Annotated in this window: 21 protein-coding genes and 1 tRNA gene; 16 read left to right on the top strand and 6 right to left on the bottom strand. The window is 54.5% G+C overall.

Annotated elements, in window-relative coordinates; all coding sequences use genetic code 11:
- Window positions 1–54 precede the first annotated feature (54 nt).
- Entirely contained in the window at window positions 55–2,007 is a 1,953-nt protein-coding gene (locus QYC28_RS11380) for an ABC transporter ATP-binding protein/permease (RefSeq protein WP_302679509.1), read from the top strand.
- A gap of 40 nt (window positions 2,008–2,047) precedes the next feature.
- Here QYC28_RS11380 and QYC28_RS11375 read toward each other — a convergent pair whose 3' ends face one another.
- Window positions 2,048–2,464, bottom strand: coding sequence for an HPP family protein (locus QYC28_RS11375; RefSeq protein ID WP_226971956.1), 417 nt, complete (start codon window positions 2,462–2,464; stop codon window positions 2,048–2,050).
- Between the two features lie 333 nt (window positions 2,465–2,797).
- Window positions 2,798–4,174 carry an NAD-dependent succinate-semialdehyde dehydrogenase gene (locus QYC28_RS11370; protein WP_302679508.1) on the bottom strand — a complete coding sequence of 459 codons (1,377 nt, stop codon included), beginning with the start codon at window positions 4,172–4,174 and terminating at the stop codon, window positions 2,798–2,800.
- A gap of 162 nt (window positions 4,175–4,336) precedes the next feature.
- On the opposite strand from QYC28_RS11370, the gene QYC28_RS11365 reads away from it, so the two are divergent.
- Window positions 4,337–4,786, top strand: coding sequence for a fasciclin domain-containing protein (locus QYC28_RS11365; protein WP_149820912.1), 450 nt, complete (start codon window positions 4,337–4,339; stop codon window positions 4,784–4,786).
- 4 nt (window positions 4,787–4,790) lie between these two features.
- Here QYC28_RS11365 and QYC28_RS11360 read toward each other — a convergent pair whose 3' ends face one another.
- A complete protein-coding gene (locus QYC28_RS11360; protein ID WP_149820910.1) occupies window positions 4,791–5,030 on the bottom strand; it encodes a hypothetical protein in 240 nt (79 codons plus the stop codon).
- 143 nt (window positions 5,031–5,173) lie between these two features.
- Here QYC28_RS11360 and queF point away from each other — a divergent pair, with 143 nt between their 5' ends.
- The 5 genes from queF (at window position 5,174) to hisG (ending at window position 8,654) form a co-directional block, all read left to right on the top strand.
- The gene (gene queF / locus QYC28_RS11355; protein WP_149820908.1) at window positions 5,174–5,572 is read left to right on the top strand and encodes a preQ(1) synthase; all 399 of its coding nucleotides are present in this window, start codon (window positions 5,174–5,176) and stop codon (window positions 5,570–5,572) included.
- Window positions 5,573–5,591: 19 nt separating this feature from the next.
- Window positions 5,592–5,663 (top strand) — tRNA-Gly (locus tag QYC28_RS11350).
- A gap of 177 nt (window positions 5,664–5,840) precedes the next feature.
- Window positions 5,841–6,782 carry a DnaJ domain-containing protein gene (locus QYC28_RS11345; RefSeq protein ID WP_149820906.1) on the top strand — a complete coding sequence of 314 codons (942 nt, stop codon included), beginning with the start codon at window positions 5,841–5,843 and terminating at the stop codon, window positions 6,780–6,782.
- A 6-nt stretch (window positions 6,783–6,788) separates the two neighbouring features.
- On the top strand, window positions 6,789–8,015 hold the full coding sequence (locus QYC28_RS11340; RefSeq protein ID WP_149820904.1) for an ATP phosphoribosyltransferase regulatory subunit: 1,227 nt from the start codon (window positions 6,789–6,791) through the stop codon (window positions 8,013–8,015).
- Window positions 8,016–8,018: 3 nt separating this feature from the next.
- Window positions 8,019–8,654: an ATP phosphoribosyltransferase gene (hisG, locus tag QYC28_RS11335; RefSeq protein WP_149820902.1), complete on the top strand. Its 636-nt coding sequence runs from the start codon at window positions 8,019–8,021 to the stop codon at window positions 8,652–8,654.
- A 2-nt stretch (window positions 8,655–8,656) separates the two neighbouring features.
- Here the strand turns inward: hisG and btpA are convergent, their stop codons facing one another.
- Window positions 8,657–9,547: a photosystem I biogenesis protein BtpA gene (gene btpA / locus QYC28_RS11330; RefSeq protein ID WP_149820900.1), complete on the bottom strand. Its 891-nt coding sequence runs from the start codon at window positions 9,545–9,547 to the stop codon at window positions 8,657–8,659.
- A gap of 69 nt (window positions 9,548–9,616) precedes the next feature.
- Here btpA and folK point away from each other — a divergent pair, with 69 nt between their 5' ends.
- Window positions 9,617–10,198, top strand: a complete 582-nt coding sequence (folK, locus tag QYC28_RS11325) for a 2-amino-4-hydroxy-6-hydroxymethyldihydropteridine diphosphokinase (protein ID WP_149820897.1) — start codon at window positions 9,617–9,619, stop codon at window positions 10,196–10,198.
- Here folK and tadA read toward each other — a convergent pair.
- The gene (gene tadA / locus QYC28_RS11320; RefSeq protein ID WP_149820895.1) at window positions 10,119–10,613 is read right to left on the bottom strand and encodes a tRNA adenosine(34) deaminase TadA; all 495 of its coding nucleotides are present in this window, start codon (window positions 10,611–10,613) and stop codon (window positions 10,119–10,121) included. The genes folK and tadA overlap by 80 nt on opposite strands.
- A gap of 79 nt (window positions 10,614–10,692) precedes the next feature.
- Between tadA and QYC28_RS11315 the strand changes: the two genes are divergently transcribed.
- A complete protein-coding gene (locus QYC28_RS11315; protein ID WP_011056031.1) occupies window positions 10,693–10,833 on the top strand; it encodes a photosystem II reaction center protein K in 141 nt (46 codons plus the stop codon).
- An 85-nt stretch (window positions 10,834–10,918) separates the two neighbouring features.
- Window positions 10,919–11,671 carry a YebC/PmpR family DNA-binding transcriptional regulator gene (locus QYC28_RS11310; protein WP_149820893.1) on the top strand — a complete coding sequence of 251 codons (753 nt, stop codon included), beginning with the start codon at window positions 10,919–10,921 and terminating at the stop codon, window positions 11,669–11,671.
- Between the two features lie 290 nt (window positions 11,672–11,961).
- On the opposite strand, the gene recJ is transcribed toward QYC28_RS11310, so the two are convergent.
- Complete coding sequence (gene recJ, locus QYC28_RS11305; protein WP_286625749.1) at window positions 11,962–14,214, bottom strand: single-stranded-DNA-specific exonuclease RecJ; 2,253 nt, start codon at window positions 14,212–14,214, stop codon at window positions 11,962–11,964.
- A 158-nt stretch (window positions 14,215–14,372) separates the two neighbouring features.
- On the opposite strand from recJ, the gene QYC28_RS11300 reads away from it, so the two are divergent.
- From QYC28_RS11300 to QYC28_RS11275, 6 genes are read left to right on the top strand one after another with little or no spacing between them, the layout of a single operon-like run.
- Window positions 14,373–14,822, top strand: coding sequence for a hypothetical protein (locus QYC28_RS11300; protein WP_149820889.1), 450 nt, complete (start codon window positions 14,373–14,375; stop codon window positions 14,820–14,822).
- Between the two features lie 12 nt (window positions 14,823–14,834).
- Window positions 14,835–15,824 (top strand): o-succinylbenzoate synthase, encoded by a 990-nt coding sequence (locus tag QYC28_RS11295; protein WP_302679507.1) that lies wholly within the window; start codon window positions 14,835–14,837, stop codon window positions 15,822–15,824.
- A 23-nt stretch (window positions 15,825–15,847) separates the two neighbouring features.
- On the top strand, window positions 15,848–17,161 hold the full coding sequence (locus QYC28_RS11290; RefSeq protein WP_149820885.1) for a nicotinate phosphoribosyltransferase: 1,314 nt from the start codon (window positions 15,848–15,850) through the stop codon (window positions 17,159–17,161).
- Window positions 17,158–17,718, top strand: coding sequence for a nicotinate-nucleotide adenylyltransferase (locus QYC28_RS11285; protein ID WP_149820883.1), 561 nt, complete (start codon window positions 17,158–17,160; stop codon window positions 17,716–17,718). The genes QYC28_RS11290 and QYC28_RS11285 overlap by 4 nt, the downstream gene beginning before the upstream one ends.
- Window positions 17,715–18,425 carry an NrtR DNA-binding winged helix domain-containing protein gene (locus tag QYC28_RS11280; protein ID WP_149820881.1) on the top strand — a complete coding sequence of 237 codons (711 nt, stop codon included), beginning with the start codon at window positions 17,715–17,717 and terminating at the stop codon, window positions 18,423–18,425. Before QYC28_RS11285 ends, QYC28_RS11280 begins: the two co-directional genes overlap by 4 nt.
- Before the next feature lie 16 nt (window positions 18,426–18,441).
- Complete coding sequence (locus tag QYC28_RS11275) at window positions 18,442–20,157, top strand: NAD+ synthase (RefSeq protein WP_302679506.1); 1,716 nt, start codon at window positions 18,442–18,444, stop codon at window positions 20,155–20,157.

Here is a 20,157-nt window from a genome sequence, read left to right as displayed (position 1 = left end):
CCCCCACTACAATAGTAGGCCTGTAGCCCCTTGCCACTGTCGAGGAACAAGCCAATGTCGCAGCCGACCCATCGCTTTAATCTCCGTGTTTGGGGGCAGTTTCTGCGGATTGCCCAACCCTATTTCTTTCCCCGCGATCGCTGGGGCAGCAGTGTGATCTTTATTCTGCTGCTTTTTCTAGTCATTGCCCTCATGTTTGGCTTCCTCTTCGGTCTGACGGCAGCCGTGACCTTTGGCCTTAATGCCCTTGCCCCCGAACTGATGGGACAAATTGCTGGCGGCCTCATGGAGATGATGCAATCCCTGTGGGTGCAGCCCCTGAGCCGTAGTATTCTGCTGGGGACGGTGATTGTCCCCTTGGGCGTTTTTGCGCTGCTGCGGCAACCCCTGCTGCCTCGGTGGCAAGCGTGGGCACTCTTGGGGTTACTGCTGATGCTTTCCCTCTCTGTGAGTGGCCTCAACGTGATCATTAGCTTTGTCGGGCGCTTCTTCCAGACGGCACTGGCGGAGAAAAATGCTGAAACCTACTGGCGATTCCTCTTGGTGTATGCTGGCGTTTTTGTGGTGGGGACGCCGATTGTCGTCATTTATCGCTACGTGCGCGAATATCTAGGGCTGCGCTGGCGGGATTGGCTCACCCGTCATTTTTTGGATCGCTATTTCCAGAATCGAGCCTACTACACCATCGAAAACCAAGGCGAGATTGATAACCCTGATCAACGGATCACCGAGGATATCCGCTCATTTACCCAAACCTCACTCCAGTTTCTACTAATCATTCTGGGCGAAATTATTGACCTCATTGCCTTTAGTGGCATTCTCTGGAGTATCTCCCAAACCCTAACGCTGACCTTGGTTGGCTATGCCATTGTCGGTACGATTGTGACCGTTTTGATTGGGCAACGCCTGATTTGGCTGAATTTTAACCAACTGCGACGGGAAGCAGACTTTCGTTATGGCCTTGTCCATGTGCGCGATAATGCCGAGTCCATTGCCTTTTATCGCGGTGAAGGCCAAGAGTCGGTACAGGTGCGTCAACGCTTTCTCGAGGTGCTGCGGAACTTTAACCTCTTGATTGGCTGGCAGCGAAATCTTGATTTTTTCACGACGGCCTATAACTACTTTGTGATCATCGTGCCGGCAGCGGTGGTTGCTCCCCGCTACTTTGCCGGTGACATTGACTTTGGTGCTATTAGCCAAGCCAGCTTTGCTTTCTCGCAGGTGCTGGGGGCACTCTCAATCATTGTGAACCAGTTTACGAACCTCACGGGCTTTATTGCCGGTATTGAGCGTTTGGCAGAGTTTGATGAGGCGCTGACAACTCCGCCGGTGCCACCCCAATCGCAAATTGAATTGGTGGAGAAGTCCTACATTGCCCTAGAACACGTGGCTGTGGATACACCGAACTTGGCACGGCGGCTGGTGGAAGATGTCACATTTGCCCTTGAGGCGGGGGACAGTGTGGTGATCATGGGGCCGAGTGGGGTGGGTAAAAGTTCGCTACTGCGGGCGATCGCTGGACTCTGGCAAAGTGGCAGTGGCCGTATTATTCGTCCCCCCGTGGATGAAGTGCTCTTTTTGCCCCAACGCCCCTATATGGTGCTGGGTACGTTGCGCACCCAACTGCTCTACCCCAGTGGCGATCGCCAGACCCCGGACGATGTGCTTTTGCACGCCCTTAACGAAGTCAACTTGGCACATTTGCCGGATCGCGTCGGTGGCCTCGATGTGGAATTAGCGTGGGATGATGTGCTGTCGCTTGGGGAGCAACAACGACTGGCGATCGCCCGCCTGCTGCTAAATCACCGCCCCTACGCCATTTTGGACGAAGCCACCAGCGCCCTAGACTTAGCCAACGAAAAACGGGTCTATGAGCACATTCAGCGCACCACCCGCAACTACATTAGTGTTGGCCATCGTGAGAGCCTGATGCAGTACCACAAGTACGTTTTAGAACTCAAAGGCGATCGCGAATGGAAATTTTACCCTGTACTCAACGCCCCATAGCGCTAACGTCCCCCACAGACTTGCCCACTGGGATAGGCTGTTAGAACCAGTGTTTAGGGTACTGCCGCCCAGAGACTAGGTTATTGAATAACGCAGTTGTCAAAACGATGAGAACTGAGCCGATAAATACCGGCGTAATTAGGAATTGCCATGAGGCTGCTCCCATCACACCCACCAAAGCCACAGCGCCGCCGGGGGGATGGAGTGTCTTCGTCAGTTGCATAAGTTTAATCGCAGTAGCAACCGCTAGCGCCATCACCCAAGGAGCTGTACCAAAGAAATGTACCGCTAGAATTGCAATTATTGCACCGATACAATTACCCCCAATAACATTCCGAGGTTGGGCAAGGGGGCTTTCTGGCACCCCAAATACCAAGACCGCTGTCGCCCCAAAAGGTGCAGCAATCAAAGGATAGTGGGTATAGGTGGAAAGGTAGGCTAAAAGAGCGATTCCCAAAAAACTGCCTACCCAAGAGAGTAACGTGTGCTGAAAAGAAAAATGGGGCTGGTACGAGGAGCCTCTAGCAATGTTTTGCGTGTTCCTGACAATCTGTACCCAACCGGCTCGATACAAATGATGGCGGGAAACTGCCCTAAGAGGACTCAATGGAAACTTCATTCGGAAGATCAGCGATAACGATGATTGCTTAGAATTTTTAAGCTGTTGTCATAAACCTACACGATCCAAGTGTACCAATGGGTATTTATCACTGTTGTAAATTCTGGAAATTCTGAATTAACCAAATTTTATCCTGAGGTTTTTGGGGGCTTATCCTCAAATCCTAGAAAATTAAAATTGGCAAATGGTTTTAATATTGACAAACTCCAAGAGTCCTGCCCGTCCCAGTTCACGGCCATAGCCAGAGGTCTTGATCCCGCCAAAGGGCAAACGTGGATCCGACTTGACCATCGTGTTAATGAAGACGGCACCCGCTTCGAGATCCCGCACGAGGATCTCCGCTTCATCGCTCTCCTGTGTCCAAGCACTGGCGCCTAAACCAAAGGGTGTGGCATTGGCCAGTTCGATTGCCGCAGTTAGGGACGGTACCCGAAAGAGCATTGCCACAGGCCCAAATAGCTCTTGGGTAAACACGGGGTTATCTGGAGTGACCTCTGCCAACATCGTCGGCGCAAAGAAATACCCCTGCTGACAATGGCTCGGCAGATCAAGGTTGCGGCGGTAAAAGACCTTGGCACCATGGGCAAGGGCAAGTTCAACCTGGGCGTGGAGTTCATCACGGATGGCGGCAGTAGCAAGAGGCCCCAGTTGTGTGGTGGGTTCCAAGGGATCGCCAATCACCCACGTCTCGAAGGCGGCTTTCATGCCCTCGGCAAAGGTGTCATAGACAGCCTCATGGACAATAAAGCGTTTAGCCGCAATGCAGGATTGGCCATTGTTAATCATGCGGGCTTGGACAGCGGTGGCAATTGCTTGGGGGATATTGGCACTGGGCATGACAATAAAAGGATCACTTCCCCCCAGTTCCAGAACGGTTTTCTTGAGGTGCTGACCTGCTGCTTGGGCTAAACTTTTGCCCGCTGCTTCGCTGCCCGTGAGAGTCGCTGCCTTAATACGCGGATCCGCCACCAGATCAGCAACGGCACTGCCAAGAATCAGCAGGGTTTGAAAGACCCCCGCAGGAAAGCCCGCTTCCCTCAAGAGCTGGGCGATCGCCAGCGCGCACTGAGGCACATTAGAAGCATGCTTGAGCAGAACCACATTCCCCGCCATCAAGGCCGGTGCCGCAAAGCGAAACACCTGCCAAAAGGGAAAATTCCACGGCATCACGGCCAAAATAATGCCAAGGGGCTGGTAATGAATCCCGCTGTAGCTTGCCTCTGTGGGAATTAATTCAGGCCGCAGGAAAGCTGTCCCCTGCTCGGCATAGTAACGACACACCCACGCACATTTGTCAATTTCAGCCCGCGCCTCTGTCATTGGTTTACCCATCTCAAGGGTCATGAGGCGAGCAACCGCATCCCGCTGCTGTTGCAGGAGATTTGCTGTGTTTTCTAGCCACTGGGCACGCTGCTCAAAGGCTGTCAGACGATAGGTCTCAAAGGTCGTCGCCCCTTGGGCAATCGCCCTCTCCACTTCCTCAGCCCCTAAGGGGGAAAAAGTTTTTAAGACCTCAGCCGTTGTGGGATTAACCGACGCGATTGCCATGATTAAATTTCCCTATCTGGCTGACGCCAGCGATCGCTAGCGCCTAGGACGTGGGTTCAGTATGCTAATTCTAGCGTTTGTTACAGTCCCCATCCTCTTGATGAATGGGGCGATCGCAAACCATCGTTGTGCATTTTCATCGCAGTTTTGGGGCACGCTTTTATGGCAACCATTGTTGATGTTGCAGTGAATACTCCTGGCTTTTCCACACTAGTGACTGCTGTCAAGGTGGCCAATCTGGTGGAAGCCCTGCAATCGCCGGGGCCTTTTACGGTGTTTGCCCCCAATGATGATGCCTTTGCCAAGTTGCCCGATGGCACCATTACCTCCCTTGTGCAAAATCCTCCCCAGTTAGCGCGGATTCTCAAATACCATGTGGTTGCCGGTGCCTACAAAGCCGCCGACCTGAAAAAGATGGGAATTGTCACTTCCCTCGAAGGTTCCACTATTCCGATTCATGGCGATCATCCCTTGGAAGTCAAAAACGCCACTGTCCTTGCCGCTGATATTGAAGCGGAGAACGGTATTATCCATGTCATTGACACCGTGATCTTGATGGGGCTGAATCCAGCCCACTCCTTTCAGGACACCAACATCCCCTACAAAGTCTAGGGCGTTAGCGAATTTCCCGCACCAAAAGCCCTTGGCGGATTTTCTCCTCCACAAACTGGCGGTAAAGCTCTAGCTCTTCATAGGTGACTTTGCCATCAGCGCGAATTTGTCGCTTGATTTGCGCCATTTCGTCGACAGTCAATACGCCGTCGGCGATCGCTCGCTCTAGCAGTTGTTTGAGTTGGGCTAGTTCTGCTTTATCGGCCTCTGAGAGAGGGGTTCCATTTGGCTGATAACGTTCCATAGCACTCTTGCCTCAACAACCTCTCTACCCTATTCTCACCCTGCAACGTTGGTGTCGAGGGGCTAGGAACTTAAATCTTGATAAACTTTAGTTATGGTCTAAAGAGAATCTCTGAGTCGTTCTCAAGCTGTTGGAACCAAACAATGCAAGTATCAGAAATGAAGTACGGCGAACGCGCCATTCAAGAAGGGCAACTGATTACATTTCCCAATCCACGTCCCGGTCGGCAATACACCATTGAGATTACCCTGCCGGAGTTTACCTGTAAGTGTCCATTTTCTGGCTATCCTGACTTTGCCACGCTTTACGTTAGCTATATTCCCCATGAAAAGGTGGTGGAACTGAAAGCGATTAAGCTTTACATCAACAGTTATCGCGATCGCTACATTTCCCACGAAGAAGCGGTGAATCAAGTCCTCGATGATCTCGTGGCCGCCTGCGACCCCCTCTACATGAAAATCAAAGGGGACTTTGCCCCCCGTGGCAATGTGCATACCGTTATTACAGTCGAACACCATCGCCAGCCGGACAGTTCGTGCTAAAATTATAGGCTGCAAGACTGCGGACGTAATTCAGTGGTAGAATGTCAGCTTCCCAAGCTGAACGTCGTGGGTTCGAGTCCCATCGTCCGCTTTCCCTAAAAACCACCAAAATACGGTACTCTAGGACATTTCAGAGATTCAAAGCTGCCCTTTCGCGCTAGCGTGGCGGAGCCATGAAGGGCGGGGCTTTACCCAATTGTTTGGTCACCAACCCCCTCTATCAGCAGGTATAATCTAATGATGTTCTGCCCCTGCGGTTTCACTGATTATGCCCTTCGAGATCAATCACGGTCTGGGTCGCTTTAACTCCAAACGGGATCTCCATGCTGCCCTAGGCATTCCATTGTCGGCAGCACCCGGGGAAATTCGCAAGCGGTATCTCAAAATTGCCAAGACACTGCACCCCGACAGCCGTGATGATGAATCGGGCAAAAAAATGGCCAGTGATTTGCTCTCCAAGTTTGTGAATCCTGCCTATGAGGTGCTTTCCCAAGAAAAAGAGCGGGAAGAATATCAAGTCATTTTGCGCTTGCTTGAAAAGCAACTGCTAACGGCCAATATTGTGCCAACGCCCACCTTTGATTTGGCACAGGAAGTCTTTAACGCCGCCAATATTGAAGAAGCCTATCAAAAGGCGCTCAATACCCTTGCCCAAGATCAGTACAAAGACTTAAACAATGCCCTGAAAATTAGCGAACAAATTAGTGAACTCAATTTGATTTACTTGTGGCGATCGGCGGGCGGCAAGGCAACCGCAGCCACGGTTTCTACGCCTGCACCCCCACCCAAATCAGATGAAACCCAAGTGCGTGCCACACCAGCAGCCGCCACAGGGACGACACCGCCGACAGAGGCTCCCAAAACAGAGCAATTTACAGAGCAATACCTCCGACGGGCAGAGGAACTCTTTAATAAAGGCATTTATCTGGAAGCCATCAAAGAATTGAAGGATGCCCTGAAAATTGACCCCCGCAGTGCCCGCTGCAATGCTCTACTGGGCAAGGTGTACCTGCAACAAGGCTCCCTCAGTATGGCCAAAATTCACTTTAATCAAGCCCTGAAGCTGAATCCTCAAGAGGTGACGGCCATACAGGGACTCGAAGCAATTAGCAAGAGGGAGCGCAAAGCCCAGCAACAGCAAAAAAATACTGAGCCGCCAAAACCGGAGAAAAAGAAATCTTCCTTCTTTGGTCTTTTTGGGAAAAAATAATTCACTATGGTGTATCAACCTGCCTGTGGTGCCCGCGATATTTTGCCCCTTGATGTGGCACGGCAACGGTGGCTAGAGCAGCGCTTGGAGCGCGTCTTTCAAAGCTGGGGGTATCAAGAAATTATTACGCCGACGATCGAGACCCTAGCAACCCTCACAGCAGGGGGAACGGTTCATCCCGAGACGGTCATTCAAGTCCAAGGCAGTGGTGATGAACCCTTGGGATTGCGGCCAGAATTAACGGCTTCCATTGCCCGCGCCGCTGTAACTCGTATGGCAGGCAGGCAACTGCCCCAACGGCTCTATTACAAAACCAATGTCTTTCGGCGGACAACCGTGGCAGAGTTGGGCAACCAGCAGGAATTTTTCCAAGCGGGAGTGGAGCTACTGGGGGCAACAGGTTTAGCGGCGGATGCAGAAATTCTCTGGCTGGTGCAGGAGTGCCTTGGGGCGTTAGCGGTTGAGGAGGCCTATCTCTTGGTGGGGGATGCCCACCTGACGCAACAGTTGCTCAGTCCCTTTCCAGCGGAGCTGCAAAAAACGGTGCGCCAGTGCTTGGCTAATTTAGACCGCGTGAGTTTGCAGGCTCTCCCCGCTCCTTGGCGCGATCGCGCCCTTGCCCTCTTTGATCTACGGGGCACTCCAAGGGAAGTGGGGGAACGCTTGGCGCAGTGGTCTGACGTGGCAGGGGTGGCCGATCGCTTTGGGGAATTGCAACAGTTGTTGGGCTTGGTGGCTGAGTCTTTGGCGATTACCCTTGATCTCAGCCTTGTGCAGTCCTTTGATTACTACACGGGGATTATCTTTGAGGTTTTAATTCCCACGGAAACGGAACTGCGGTTGGTGGCTCAAGGGGGGCGCTATGATCAACTGCTCAGTATCTATCATCCAGACGGTGCCACGGTGCCGGGGATTGGTTTTGTCTTTAATGTCGAGGCGCTCTTGCAGGCGATCGCCATTCCCCCAGCGGCTCTCTTAGCTCCCCGTAGTCAGTGGCTGGTGGTTCCCCGCACAAGCAACGCCCTCGCTGCTGCCCTCCACCATGCCCAAACCCTACGCTTGGATGGCTCGACTCGGGTGGAGTTGGCACTTCTAGATCTGACGCCAGAACAAATCCGCGCCTATGCCCGCGATCGCCAGATTCCCTATATTGCTTGGATTGAGCGTGATGCGCCACCGCAGATCGAAGCCCTCAGTGATGGGGCAACCTATTTGCAGATTCAGAGTGTCTAGGCCATGCTAACGATCGCCCTACCCAAAGGTGCCCTACTCAAAGATAGTATTGCCTACTTCCAACGGGTGGGCTTAAATTTTGCAGCGCTCCTCGAGCCGGGAAATCGCCAACTGCAAGTGCTTTCTGAGGATGGCCGTGCCCGTGCCCTTTTGGTACGTGCCCAAGATGTCCCGGTTTATGTGCAGTATGGTCAAGCGCAGTTGGGCATTGTGGGCTACGATGTGCTGCGGGAAAAAAATCCCCACGTGGCCAAGCTAGCGGATTTAGGTTTTGGTCAGTGTCGGCTGTCGGTGGCCGTCAAAGCCTCTAGCCCCTACCGCAGTGCCCGCGATTTGCCCCCCCATTGCCGCGTCGCCTCAAAGTTTGTCCGCTGTGCCGATGCCTTTTTCCAGCAGTTGGATTTGCCCGTGGATATAGTGCCGCTCTATGGTTCGGTGGAACTGGGACCGATTACGGGTATGGCAGAGGCGATTGTGGATTTGGTGTCAACGGGGCGCACCCTCAAGGAAAATGGCCTTGTGGAGTTAGAGCAAATTTTTAGCAGCACCGCCTACTTGATTGCCCATCCCCGCAGCTATCGCCTCAACCTCAATGGGCTTGGACACTATGTTCCGCAGTTAACAGGAGCGATCGCCTGATCTCATTTTTGGCCGTGCACAACCATGGCTGGCAGGGGTTCATTGATCGACCCCCGGCAGTTGCCATTGGCGCGATTGAGTTCCTGAATCTTGTGGTGAGCCCGCTGCCATGCTTCGACAAAACGGCTGACACGAATGGGGTCAATGGGTTGTTCAATCTGGCCATTGCGCTTCAGAGAACTGGCAACAATGACGCCGTTGACGTAGGGCACTAATTGCTCCACATTGTCCCAAGAGGCACCACTGCCAATAAAGAGGGGTTGTCCCTTGGCGGCACTGGCGGCGACCGATAGATCTTCCTCAGTGGGCGGATGTCCCGTTGCCCAACCGGAGAGAATCACCCCATCGGCGAGTCCCCGTTCAAAGGTGTCCCGTACCGCAGTGGCGAGGTTCGGACTGTGGAGCGGCTGGGCGTGCTTGACCATCACATCGGCAAAAATTTTGATGTCTTGCCCCAGTTCGCGGCGGTAGCGCAGGAGTTGATGGGCTTGGCCTTCAATAATGCCTTGATCTGTCGCCATTACCCCAGTGAGCACATTAACGCGGATAAATTGTGCCCCGGTACAGGCAGCGATCGCCAGACCACTGAAGGCATCATTGCGCAGCACATTCAGGCCAATGGGCAAGGCCACCAGATTCTTTAACCGCTGCACCACCAAGGTCATGGCACTAACGACGGCGGCATCCACCCGATCTTTGGTGAAGGGAGCATCAAAGAAATTCTCAACAATAATGGCATTGGCTCCCCCTGAGGCGAGGGCTGTGGCTTCCTGTTCTGCGCGGTCAATAACGGCCTTCAGGCTCCCCCCCCAACGGGCAGAGGTGGGTAAGGGAAGGAGGTGGACAACACCAATGACGGGGGTTGCAGTGTGAAAGAGAGTCTGGAGATCCACAACGATTTCGGCAATAGGTGAACAGTGCAGGTATAACAGGAGGAGTGGCAGGCACTCTACACAGGCACAATGGCAGAATGCACTGACTTAAGTATATCCCCGTCTGACCCCCCCCTCGTGGCGATCGCCCTCGGAAGCAACCTTGGTGAGCCATTGCTGCAACTGCGCTCAGCCGTCCAAGTGCTTGCCCAAACGCCGGGGATTCATGTCTTAGCCTGCTCGCCGTGGTATCGCACGACCCCCGTAGGCCCCCCGCAACCGGACTACTGGAATGGCTGTCTGATTGCCCGAACGCAACTTTCCCCTTGGGCACTTCTGCAAACGCTGCAAAGGATTGAGACGCAGTTTGGTCGCCAACGGCAAGAGCATTGGGGATCCCGCACGCTTGATCTGGATCTGCTGCTCTATGGCGATCGCGTCATGACCACTGCCGAACTCACCCTGCCCCATCCCCGCTTGGCCGAGCGACCCTTTGTCCTTGTGCCCCTTGCAGCGATCGCCCCCCACTGGCGACACCCCCTACTGGGTGAAACCATCCAAACCCTACGGGAGCGGGTGGGGGATGCGGGCATTATTGCCGTTCTTTCTGACGATGCTGGCGAAACCACGTTTGCAACTGCTGCCGACAGGCCGCCGCCTGAACCCCGCTAATCACCTGAAGCCGGTGGAACACCGCTGGGCTTTGCGGAAGTTGCAGCACTGAATCAATGGCCCCTGCTTTTGGATCGGTCGTCCCGTAGATGAGGGTGTGAATGCGGGCTTGAACAATGGCAGCGGCACACATCGGGCAGGGTTCTAGGGTCACATAGAGGCGGCAGCCCGTTAAATACCACGTACCTAGACGTTGACCCGCGCGGCGGAGGGCAATGATTTCCGCATGGGCAGTGGGGTCATGATCTCGCTGGCGGCGATTTTCCCCCGTGGCAATGAGTTCATTCTCGGCACTGACAATCACCGCGCCTACGGGCACTTCATCGGCGGCTCCTGCCTGTGCTGCGAGGGCGATCGCCTGTTGCATCCAAAAGTCATGCGGGTCTGTTTCGGATAAAGGGAGAATGTCTGGCATGGCGATCCCGTTGCCGCAGTGGCTATGGTACTATTTTTTCAGTTCTCTTGCGATCGCTGAATTCTTTTAGGAAAACACCATGATTGATGCTTTAGTTTTGGTTGCTAAACTCCCGGAAGCCTACGCCATTTTTGATCCCCTCGTGGATGTGCTGCCGGTAATTCCTGTGCTCTTTTTGGCCTTGGCCTTTGTTTGGCAAGCCGCTGTCGGTTTCCGTTAAAGATAGCTTCGATCAAAATAACCCTGTTGACTTGCCCCGTTGATTTCAGCGGGGTTCTTCTTGACTTTTGGCATGTGTTTCCCCTATGGCAGGTCACAGTAAGTGGGCAAACATTAAACGGCAAAAGGCGCGGGTGGATGCCCAAAAGGGCAAGACCTTTGCGCGGCTATCGCGAGCGATTATTATTGCGGCGCGGCATGGGGGAGGGGATCCAGCGGGCAACTTTCAACTGCGCAGTGCGATTGAGAAGGCAAAAGCCGCGGGGATTCCCAGTGAAAATATTGAGCGGGCGATCGCCAAGGGCACCGGTACCCTCGACAGTGATGCTCCCCTAGAGGAAATTCGCTACGAAGGCTATGGGCCGGGGGGTGTGGCGTTTTTGATTGAGGCCCTCACGGATAATCGCAATCGCACGGCAGCGGATCTGCGGGCAGCCTTTAATAAACAGGGGGGCAACCTCGGCGAAACCGGCTGTGTGGGCTGGATGTTTGAGCAGTGGGGCATTGTTACTGTTACCGCCCCTACAGATGAGGAAGCCTTCCTTGAGGCACTACTGGCGGCGGATGTGGAAACCTACGAGATCCTAGAGGGGGTGGCTGAAGTGCGCTGTCCCGTGCCTGCCCTAGAAACCGTCAGCGAAACCCTGAAAGAACACGGCTACACTGTTCTCGACACCGAAAGCCGCTGGGTCTCAATGAATACGGTAGAAATCACCGATGAAGATACCGCGCGGCGCGTCCTTAAGCTTATGGATGCCCTCGAAAATCTCGATGATATTCAAAGTGTGGCCACCAACGTCACGATGAGCGATGCCCTCATGGAGGCGATGTACGTCTAGGCATCCGTGGTTTTACGGGATTTTGGCAAAGATTTCTGCGCTGCTGAGACTCAAAAAATTGAGTGGAAACACGGTAGGCAGCCAAAGGCAGCCGTGGGAGCATAAAAGTACGGTTGCAGGCATTGCACCGAGGCACGTTGTGTGTAACCAGACTGAGGCTCTCCTGAGAGCGATCGCTCTTCTTCTCTCAATCAACGTTGATTGCCCGTGTGTTCCCGCCTTTGTGTGTTTCCCCTGTCGGCTCGTGTGTGTTCCTCAGGTTCCCTGCTGAAAAAAGTTGTAGCCAGTTTTTAATGTGTTTCCTGAAGCGCTGGGAGGGGGGCGGCAGCGAAATAGCGACGACGGAAATTTTCCTCGGCGATCGCTGCTGTGAAGGTCTCTAAGGCCACCGCCGTATGGGGGGAAGACTTCACTTCAGGTGGCCACTCACACCAAAACTCTTCTCCGCTCTGCATAACTTGAACCCCCAGTGTCTCCAGCACATTGAGGGCATAGTTCAAGGTGGCCGCTTCAATGCCAAGGTGTTCCCGCAACTCCTCGCGTTGTAAAGATGTTCCCTGTTGACTGGCTTGTTGGCATAACGTCAAAAATACCTGCCAGACTTTTAGGGCGTCCTGCTCTGGGGGGAGAGAGTAGGCCAGAATTAAAGGTTGCTGTTCCCTTTTCGCTCGCTGAATCCACTGGCGCCAGCTTTCCCGTGATGTCGGGCAAGTTTCGACGCGCAGACCCTTGCCGCTTGCCTCGTGGGGGCGATCGCGATAATCCATGAGGGACTGAAAAGAGGCCGATTGGATGACATTGGTTGCACTGGGTCGCAGCTCTTTAATGACGGCTGATAGGGACTTTTGCCACTGCTCTAGCTCAATCACCAGATCACAGCGTTCTTTGGGACAATCCGCCACTTGATGATCCCACCACTTGGCAGGAAAGGAGGACTTCCCTTGGGGATCGCGAAGCAGCATTGAGACGTATTTTCTGATGTTCTGATTCCCCCTGTTCTGGTTATCTTTGAGGTCAGTAAGTTCCACATTGCGCACCAGCAATCGCGGCAAGGGATGGTGAGTTGAATCAAAGGGAGCCAACACTTCCAGTTCCCTGAACAATCGCTCATTGAGTTGATCCAAGGTCACTTCCAAGTCAATCCGCAAGGGTTGCGGTGTGGCGCTAGCTGTGCCCTCCTGCTGTGCCAAGAATTGGTTGAGGGCGGCTTCCAAAAGGGGAATATGCGCCACCTTCAGCCGAAAGCCCGCTGCATAGGGATGCCCGCCAAACCCCTCAAATAAGTGCCGTTGGCTATAGAGTGCCTCATAGAGGTCCACAAAGCCATCAGACCGCGCTGAACCTGCGGCCATTCCCGTTTCTGGATTTGTCTGAAGCAAAATGGCGGGGCGGCCATAGGTTTTGACAATCTCGTTTGCCACTAGCCCCAAAAGACTCAAGGGCCAACTGTTATCGGTGAGGAGAATCACCCGCGATGCTGAGAGGTCCAACTGAGCGACTTTGGCATGAGCCATCTGAGCAATCTCTTTTTGGCGTCGCTGCCGTTCTGCATTCACTTTTTCAATGTGCTGTGCCAACTGCCGTGCTTGACGCCAATCTTGGGTGGTCAAAAGCGTAATCAAAGGCCGCACATCTCCCTCTACACGACTGACAGCATTGAGGCGGGGTGCGACGGTAAAACTAATCTGCCGTTGCCGAGCCGTGTCTTTGGACGCGCCCTGCAAAAGGACAGCAATACCCGGGCGGAGGGGCTGACGCTTGCCGAGTTGTTCTAGGCCGCGCTGGGCAAGGTAGCGGCACTCATCCCTCAATTCAACCAAGTCGGCAATCAGGCCAATGGCCACCAAATCAAGGAGGTTTTCGAGGGCATACCCCTGGGTTTTCTCTGGCCACGTTGCATAAACGGCTTCCAAGAACTTGTAGGCAACGCCAACCCCGGATAAATGGCGCAGGGGATGCTCCCAAGGCAACTGCCGCGGATTGATCAGCGCCACAGCCCCCAAGGGTGTGGGTTCAAGGGTGTGGTGATCGGTAACAATCACCTCCATCCCCAACTGACGGGCAAAGGCAATTTCAGCACCATTGGTACAGCCCGTATCACAGGTAATGATCAGGGAAACTCCTTTTTGCTGAAGCTCCTCAAGGCCATGGGGCGAGAGACCATGGGAATCTTGCTGGCGATTTGGAATATAAAAGTCCACCAATTGCGCCCCCAAAAGCGGTTTTAGCCCTTCCCAGAGAACGGCGGTGGCCGTGACCCCATCGGTGTCAAAGTCTCCCCAAATGGCAACGTTTTCTTGATTGTTTAGGGCTTTCTGCAAACGGGCTAGGGCAGCTTGCATTTCTGGAAACTCAAAGGGAGAGGCAGGTTGGTAGTGTCGCCAATTTAAAAAAGCGGGCACTTGCCGATGAAGATCGCGATAGCCCCGCTGCCAAAGCAACTGGGCAGTGATTGCCCCCGCATCGGGGTGGAGGCTCTTGACTTGCTCGATAAAGTCTAAGGGGGCAGGGTGAGCAGAACAGGATTGCCAAGGACGCTGCATGGAAGTTCAGTTTCTAGGGAAGGGCAGCAGAGATATTCTTTGACTATTCCTTTAATCATAGCGATCGCCCGCGCAAGCTGGAGAAACCAACAAGAATTTCTGCTGATCTCTACCCCTACCCATAGGGTAACGATACAATCAGGACAGCCATTGGGGATATGAGAAACGTGAATCATACGTTTTTAGTTGATGGGGGACGGTGGCTGCTCAAGGGAATGTGGTTAGAGGCCAATCAGGAACCCATTCCCGTGACGGGGAGGATTCTTGTCTCCTACGGCCAAGATGACTGGTTTTCAATGGCCGCCAAGATCACCTTTCCCGATCAAGTCAAGCCAGAATTAGTGTTGCAGTCGCGGGGGAAGTTGGAATTGGATGAGCAGGTGTTTACCTATGTGCTCCAACACAGCCTCTTTGGTCGGCTGGAGGGAGAGGGATGGATTACGCCCCATGCGATCGTGCAGCAGTTTATTTTGCTGGGGGATGCCAACCGCTGTACAGGCTTCGAGCACTACTGGCAACTGGATGCCAATCATTACACACTGCTGAGTGGGATTCACAACAGCCATAAGCTCAAACATTTGCTCGAGGCAACGCTTGAACGGGTTTAGCGGCCTGCACGGATGCGCTGGCAATGGCGGGTGTACGAGGAACTCCTTCGAGAACCCTTGGCAACGGCGCAGCGGGTCTGGCGATCGCGCTCAGGGATTTATCTGCGCCTCGAAGATGAACAAGGTCAAGTCGGCTACGGTGAAATTGCCCCCCTTCCCGGCTGGGGCAGCGAAACCCTCAGTGCCGCTATTGCCCTGTGTCAGCAACTGCCCACCCACCTCACCCCAGAGATCATTGCCGCAATTCCTGAGGACTTACCCGCCGCCCAGTTTGGTTTTGCCACGGCATGGCAAAGTGTGAGCCAACTTCCCTATCGGCTACGCCCTTGGCCAATCTGCGCCCTTTTAGGCAGTGGTCGAGCCGCCCTTGAGCAGTGGCAGCAGCCTTGGCAGCAGGGGCAAACTACCTTCAAATGGAAAGTTGGTGTCCTGTCCCCAGAGGAGGAGCAAGGGATCCTCAGGGAGCTACTGGCCGCACTGCCTCAGGGGGCTAAATTACGCCTTGATGCCAATGGGGGTTGGGATTTGGCAACTGCAGAGCGGTGGTTTGCTTGGCTCGATCGCCATGGGAACGGCAAAATTGAGTATGTGGAGCAACCGCTACCCCCTGACCAATGGCAAGCTCTATTGACCCTTGCCCAGAGGGTGACCACACCCATTGCCCTCGATGAGAGCGTAGTGAGTGCAACAGAATTGCAGCGTTGGTTAGAGCGCGGCTGGCCGGGACGCTTTGTGATTAAGCCAGCGCTGTTTGGCTCTCCAGAACGCTTGAGTGTCCTGTTGCGTCAAGGTTTAGAACCGCAACGGCTGGTCTTTTCCTCTGCCCTCGAAGGGGCGATCGCCCGCACGGCAATTTTTCAGTGCTTTGAAACATGGCAGCCCTGTCATGCCCTTGGCTTTGGCGTCGAACGCTGGCGATCGGCTCCCCTACTGACCACTCTTGCGGATTACACAGCGATATGGGATTGCCTTGACAATTATGGTAAAAGTTACTATAAATAAAACATCCTTTACCTCTCAAAGCCATGACAGGTTTCACCTTGGCCGCCAGTGATTACAGTTTGCTGACGGATCTCTACCAACTGACAATGGTAGCCACCTACGCAGGTGAGGATTTGGCTGGGACGCCCGCCAGCTTTGAACTCAGTGTGCGGCGACTGCCCCGGGGATGCACCTATTTGGTGGCCATGGGGTTGGCTCAGGTACTGGAATACCTACAACAGGTGCAATTCACCCCCCAGCAAATTGATTACTTGAAAAGTCTAGCGGTTTTTGAGCGGGCACCTGCAGCATTTTGGGACCTGTTGAGCCACAGTGAGTTTCGTGGGGATGTCTGGGCGGTTCCGGAAGGGACAGTGGTGTTTGCCCAAGAACCCCTGCTGCGGATTGAAGCCCCCCTCTGGCAAGCCCAGTGGCTAGAAACTTGTCTGCTCAATATCGTGAACTACCAAACCCTTGTGGCCACCCGCGCTTCTCGGCTGCGCCAGTTGGTGGGGGCAGAGATTGATCTGTTGGAATTTGGTACGCGCCGTGCCTTTAGTCCCCAAGCGTCCCTGTGGGCAGCACGCTCAGCCCTCGCCGCCGGATTTACAGCCACCTCGAATGTCTTGGCAGCACAGCAGTTGGGGGTTTCCCCCACAGGCACGATGGCGCATTCTCTGGTGATGGCGATCGCCACCCTCGCTGGTACAGAACAGGATGCCTTTACGGTTTTCCTGCGTTACTATCCGGAAGGGGCACTCTTGGTAGACACCTATGACACCCTCGCCGCCGTTGCTACTTTGGCCGATCGCCAAGCGGCCGGGGAAATTATCGTCAAGGCCGTGCGCATTGATTCAGGGGATCTCCTCAGCCTCTCCCAAAAAATTCGCCAGCTCTTGCCCCAAACAAAAATTATTGCCAGTGGGGATCTCGATGAAGCCGAAGTTCGGCGCTTGAAAGCAGCCAACGCCCCCATTGATGCCTATGGCATTGGCACCAAGCTGGTCAGCGGCGAAACCGTCAACGGTGTCTATAAACTAGTGGAGATCAATGGTCAGGGGGTGATGAAGGTCTCCAGTGGCAAAATGACCCTACCCGGACGCAAGCAAATTTATCGCCGTCCCAGTGGGGATTGCCTTGCCCTTGCCAGCGAGGAAAATGTTTGGGGCAGACCGCTCCTCGAACCCGTCATGAAGGCAGGGCGCCCCCTCTCTCCCCCGGAGTCTTTGGCGACAATTCGCGATCGCCACCGTGCCAGCCTAGCAGAGTTGCCCGAGACCCTCTTGGATGTGACCCAGCCCGTGGTTTATTCCCCTGCCCTTGACACCCTGATTCAACAATTACGCCACCGCCCATGACGATCGCCCTTTTTGGTACCAGTGCTGATCCACCCACCGCCGCCCACGGGGATATTCTCCAGTGGTTGAGCGATCGCTATGACCGCGTCCTAGTGTGGGCAGCCGATAACCCCTTCAAAGGGCAGCAAACCCCCTTGCCCTATCGCCAAGCCATGCTCAATCTCTTGGTGCGCAGCCTCAACCGCCCCAACGTCGAACACCACCCCGAACTCAGCCACCCCTACACCATCCATTCCGTTGAGCAGGTGAAACAACAGTGGCCCGATGAACCCCTCACCCTTGTGGTGGGCAGTGATGTTCTCGCTAAGCTGCCCCAGTGGTATCAGGCGGCGCAGCTCCTTAAACAGGTGAAGCTCTTGGTCTTGCAGCGTCCCGGCGTCATCATTGACCCCAAGGATTGGCAAGCTGTGCGGCAATTGTGTCCCCAGATGGAACTGGCAAACTATCGGGGGCCAGCGGTCTCCTCGACGACCTATCGGCAACAGCGGGATGAACAACAACTTCTGCCGGCGATCGCCCAGTATATTCAGCAGCAAGGACTCTACTCCCAGCCATGAGCGCCTCCCCTTTGCCCCTTGCGGAATTTGTTGTCGGTGTGGACAACGTCATTTTCTCCGTGGATACGGATCAAAATCGCCTCCTTGTGCTCTTGGTGCAGCGACAACAGGTGCCCTTTGCCGGGTATTGGAGTCTCCCCGGTACCCTCGTGCGGCAGGGGGAATCCCTCGAAGCGGCTGCCTATCGCACCCTCGCGGAAAAAATTCGCGTCAGTAACCTCTATCTGGAGCAACTGTACACCTTTGGCGAACCGGCGCGGGATCCCCGCGAGACCACCTATGGCAAGCGCTATCTGTCGGTGAGTTACTTTGCCTTGGTGCGCTTTGCCGATGCGGAACTGATTGCGGTGGGCGAATCTCCAGTGCAGTGGTTTGCCCTAAGTACCTGTCCAGAACTGGCCTTTGACCATAGCAAAATCTTGGCCTATGGTCACCGCCGCCTCTGCAATAAGCTGGAGTACAGCCCTGTGGCTTTTGATGTGTTGCCTGAGTATTTCACCCTCAATGATCTTTACCAGTTTTACAGCACCGTTTTGGGAGCCAACTTCTCCGACTACTCCAATTTCCGCTCACGGCTTTTGAAACTCGGCATTTTGCAGGATACGCACCAAAAAGTGATCCGCGGCGCGGGCCGACCGGCAACGCTCTACCGCTTCGATCGCGAGGCCTTTGCGCCCCTTAAGGATAAGCCCCTAGTTTTTGTCTAACCTTTGAGGAATTTCTATGGCTGTGCATCTGTGGATTGCGCAACTGAACCCCACCGTCGGCAGTCTCAAGGCCAATGCCCAAGCAATTCTCACCGCAGTCCAAGAGATCCGCAGCCAGCACCCTCTGGATTTGCTGATCACCTCTGAACTCGCCCTCTGTGGCTACCCCCCCAAGGATCTGCTCCTCAACCGCTACTTTGTTGAAGCGATTCAAGCAGAACTGCACCGCCTTGCCGCTGCCTTACCGGCTGATGTGGCAGTTTTAGTGGGCACAGTGCTAGCCAATCCCGCCGCTGGCGTCAAGGGAGAAAAGCCCCTCTACAATGGCGCAGCCCTCCTGAAGGGGGGACAGGTGCAACAGGTCTTTGCGAAGCAGTTATTGCCCACCTACGATGTCTTTGATGAATGTCGCTATTTTGCCCCCGGCGGTACGGAGAATCTCTTTACGCTGACGACGGCCAGCGATCAACTCAAAATTGGCGTCACCATCTGTGAAGACCTCTGGAACAATGAGCAGTTTTGGGGAGAGCGGCACTACCAGCGCAATCCGGTTGCTGCATTGGTGGCCCAGGGAGCAGATCTGATTGTGAATCTTTCGGCATCGCCCTACTGTGTGGGGAAACCGAAGTTACGGCAGGCGTTGATTGAACATACGGCTCGCCAATATGGCTGTCCCTTAATCTACGCCAATCAGGTGGGAGGCAATGATGATTTGATTTTTGATGGCAGCAGCTTAGCGGTGAATCGTCAGGGGCAGATCGTTAGCCAAGCCAAGGGGTTTCGTGAGGACTACCTAGCCGTGCGCTGGGAAAAGGGAGACCTCGAACCAACGGCGATCGCCCCTGCAGCCACGGGCGAACCTGAGGAAATTTGGCAAGCCTTGGTTTTAGGGGTGCGCGACTATGTCCGCAAATGTGGCTTTCAACAAGTGGTCATTGGCCTCAGTGGGGGGATTGATTCCGCCTTGGTGGCAGCGATCGCGACGGCAGCCTTGGGCAACCAACAGGTGCTGGGGGTGTTGATGCCCTCTCCCTACAGTTCCGATCACTCAATCACCGATGCTAAGGACTTGGCCGCAAATCTGGGCATTGCCACGCAGATCTTACCGATTGCGCCCCTGATGCAGACCTACAGTGAGGTGCTGGCGCCTCTATTTGCTGGTACCCCCAGTGGAGTTGCTGAGGAAAATATCCAAGCCCGTATTCGCGGTACGCTGCTGATGGCGATCGCCAACAAGTTTGGCCACTTGCTTATTTCCACCGGCAATAAATCTGAACTAGCGGTGGGCTACTGCACCCTCTACGGCGATATGAATGGTGGCCTTGCAGCCATTGCCGATGTGCCCAAAACCCGTGTCTATGAACTCTGCCATTGGCTGAATCAGCAGGCCGCTCAGGGGCATCCGATTCCCGATCTGGCGATCGCTGGTGCCGTTGTCATTCCCCCCCACATTCTCACCAAAGCCCCCAGTGCCGAACTCAAGCCCGGTCAAACGGATCAGGATAGCCTACCGCCCTACGACATTCTCGATGGCATTTTGGTACGAATGATCGATCGCCACCAGTCAGATCAGGAAATTGCCGCTGCGGGATACGACCTAGACTTGGTGCAGCGGGTGCGCCGCATGGTTCAACGGGCAGAATTCAAACGTCAGCAGGCGGCACCGGGGTTGAAAGTGACCGATCGCGCCTTTGGTTCCGGTTGGCGGATGCCGATTGCCGCCCAGTGGTAA

The sequence above is a fragment of the Thermosynechococcus sp. HY596 genome, from assembly GCF_030518715.1.
Classification (GTDB): domain Bacteria; phylum Cyanobacteriota; class Cyanobacteriia; order Thermosynechococcales; family Thermosynechococcaceae; genus Thermosynechococcus.
This window is presented reverse-complemented; position numbering and strand designations above follow the sequence as displayed.

Coding starts and splice junctions, on each gene's coding strand:
- QYC28_RS11300 (WP_149820889.1), top strand. CDS start 14,373: ATGAGAAACGTGAATCATACGTTTTTAGTTGATGGGGGACGGTGGCTG.
- QYC28_RS11345 (WP_149820906.1), top strand. CDS start 5,841: ATGCCCTTCGAGATCAATCACGGTCTGGGTCGCTTTAACTCCAAACGG.
- recJ (WP_286625749.1), bottom strand. CDS start 14,214: ATGCAGCGTCCTTGGCAATCCTGTTCTGCTCACCCTGCCCCCTTAGAC.
- queF (WP_149820908.1), top strand. CDS start 5,174: ATGCAAGTATCAGAAATGAAGTACGGCGAACGCGCCATTCAAGAAGGG.
- QYC28_RS11315 (WP_011056031.1), top strand. CDS start 10,693: ATGATTGATGCTTTAGTTTTGGTTGCTAAACTCCCGGAAGCCTACGCC.
- QYC28_RS11290 (WP_149820885.1), top strand. CDS start 15,848: ATGACAGGTTTCACCTTGGCCGCCAGTGATTACAGTTTGCTGACGGAT.
- tadA (WP_149820895.1), bottom strand. CDS start 10,613: ATGCCAGACATTCTCCCTTTATCCGAAACAGACCCGCATGACTTTTGG.
- hisG (WP_149820902.1), top strand. CDS start 8,019: ATGCTAACGATCGCCCTACCCAAAGGTGCCCTACTCAAAGATAGTATT.
- QYC28_RS11380 (WP_302679509.1), top strand. CDS start 55: ATGTCGCAGCCGACCCATCGCTTTAATCTCCGTGTTTGGGGGCAGTTT.
- folK (WP_149820897.1), top strand. CDS start 9,617: ATGGCAGAATGCACTGACTTAAGTATATCCCCGTCTGACCCCCCCCTC.
- QYC28_RS11310 (WP_149820893.1), top strand. CDS start 10,919: ATGGCAGGTCACAGTAAGTGGGCAAACATTAAACGGCAAAAGGCGCGG.
- QYC28_RS11275 (WP_302679506.1), top strand. CDS start 18,442: ATGGCTGTGCATCTGTGGATTGCGCAACTGAACCCCACCGTCGGCAGT.
- QYC28_RS11340 (WP_149820904.1), top strand. CDS start 6,789: ATGGTGTATCAACCTGCCTGTGGTGCCCGCGATATTTTGCCCCTTGAT.
- QYC28_RS11370 (WP_302679508.1), bottom strand. CDS start 4,174: ATGGCAATCGCGTCGGTTAATCCCACAACGGCTGAGGTCTTAAAAACT.
- QYC28_RS11280 (WP_149820881.1), top strand. CDS start 17,715: ATGAGCGCCTCCCCTTTGCCCCTTGCGGAATTTGTTGTCGGTGTGGAC.
- QYC28_RS11295 (WP_302679507.1), top strand. CDS start 14,835: ATGCGCTGGCAATGGCGGGTGTACGAGGAACTCCTTCGAGAACCCTTG.
- QYC28_RS11365 (WP_149820912.1), top strand. CDS start 4,337: ATGGCAACCATTGTTGATGTTGCAGTGAATACTCCTGGCTTTTCCACA.
- QYC28_RS11360 (WP_149820910.1), bottom strand. CDS start 5,030: ATGGAACGTTATCAGCCAAATGGAACCCCTCTCTCAGAGGCCGATAAA.
- QYC28_RS11285 (WP_149820883.1), top strand. CDS start 17,158: ATGACGATCGCCCTTTTTGGTACCAGTGCTGATCCACCCACCGCCGCC.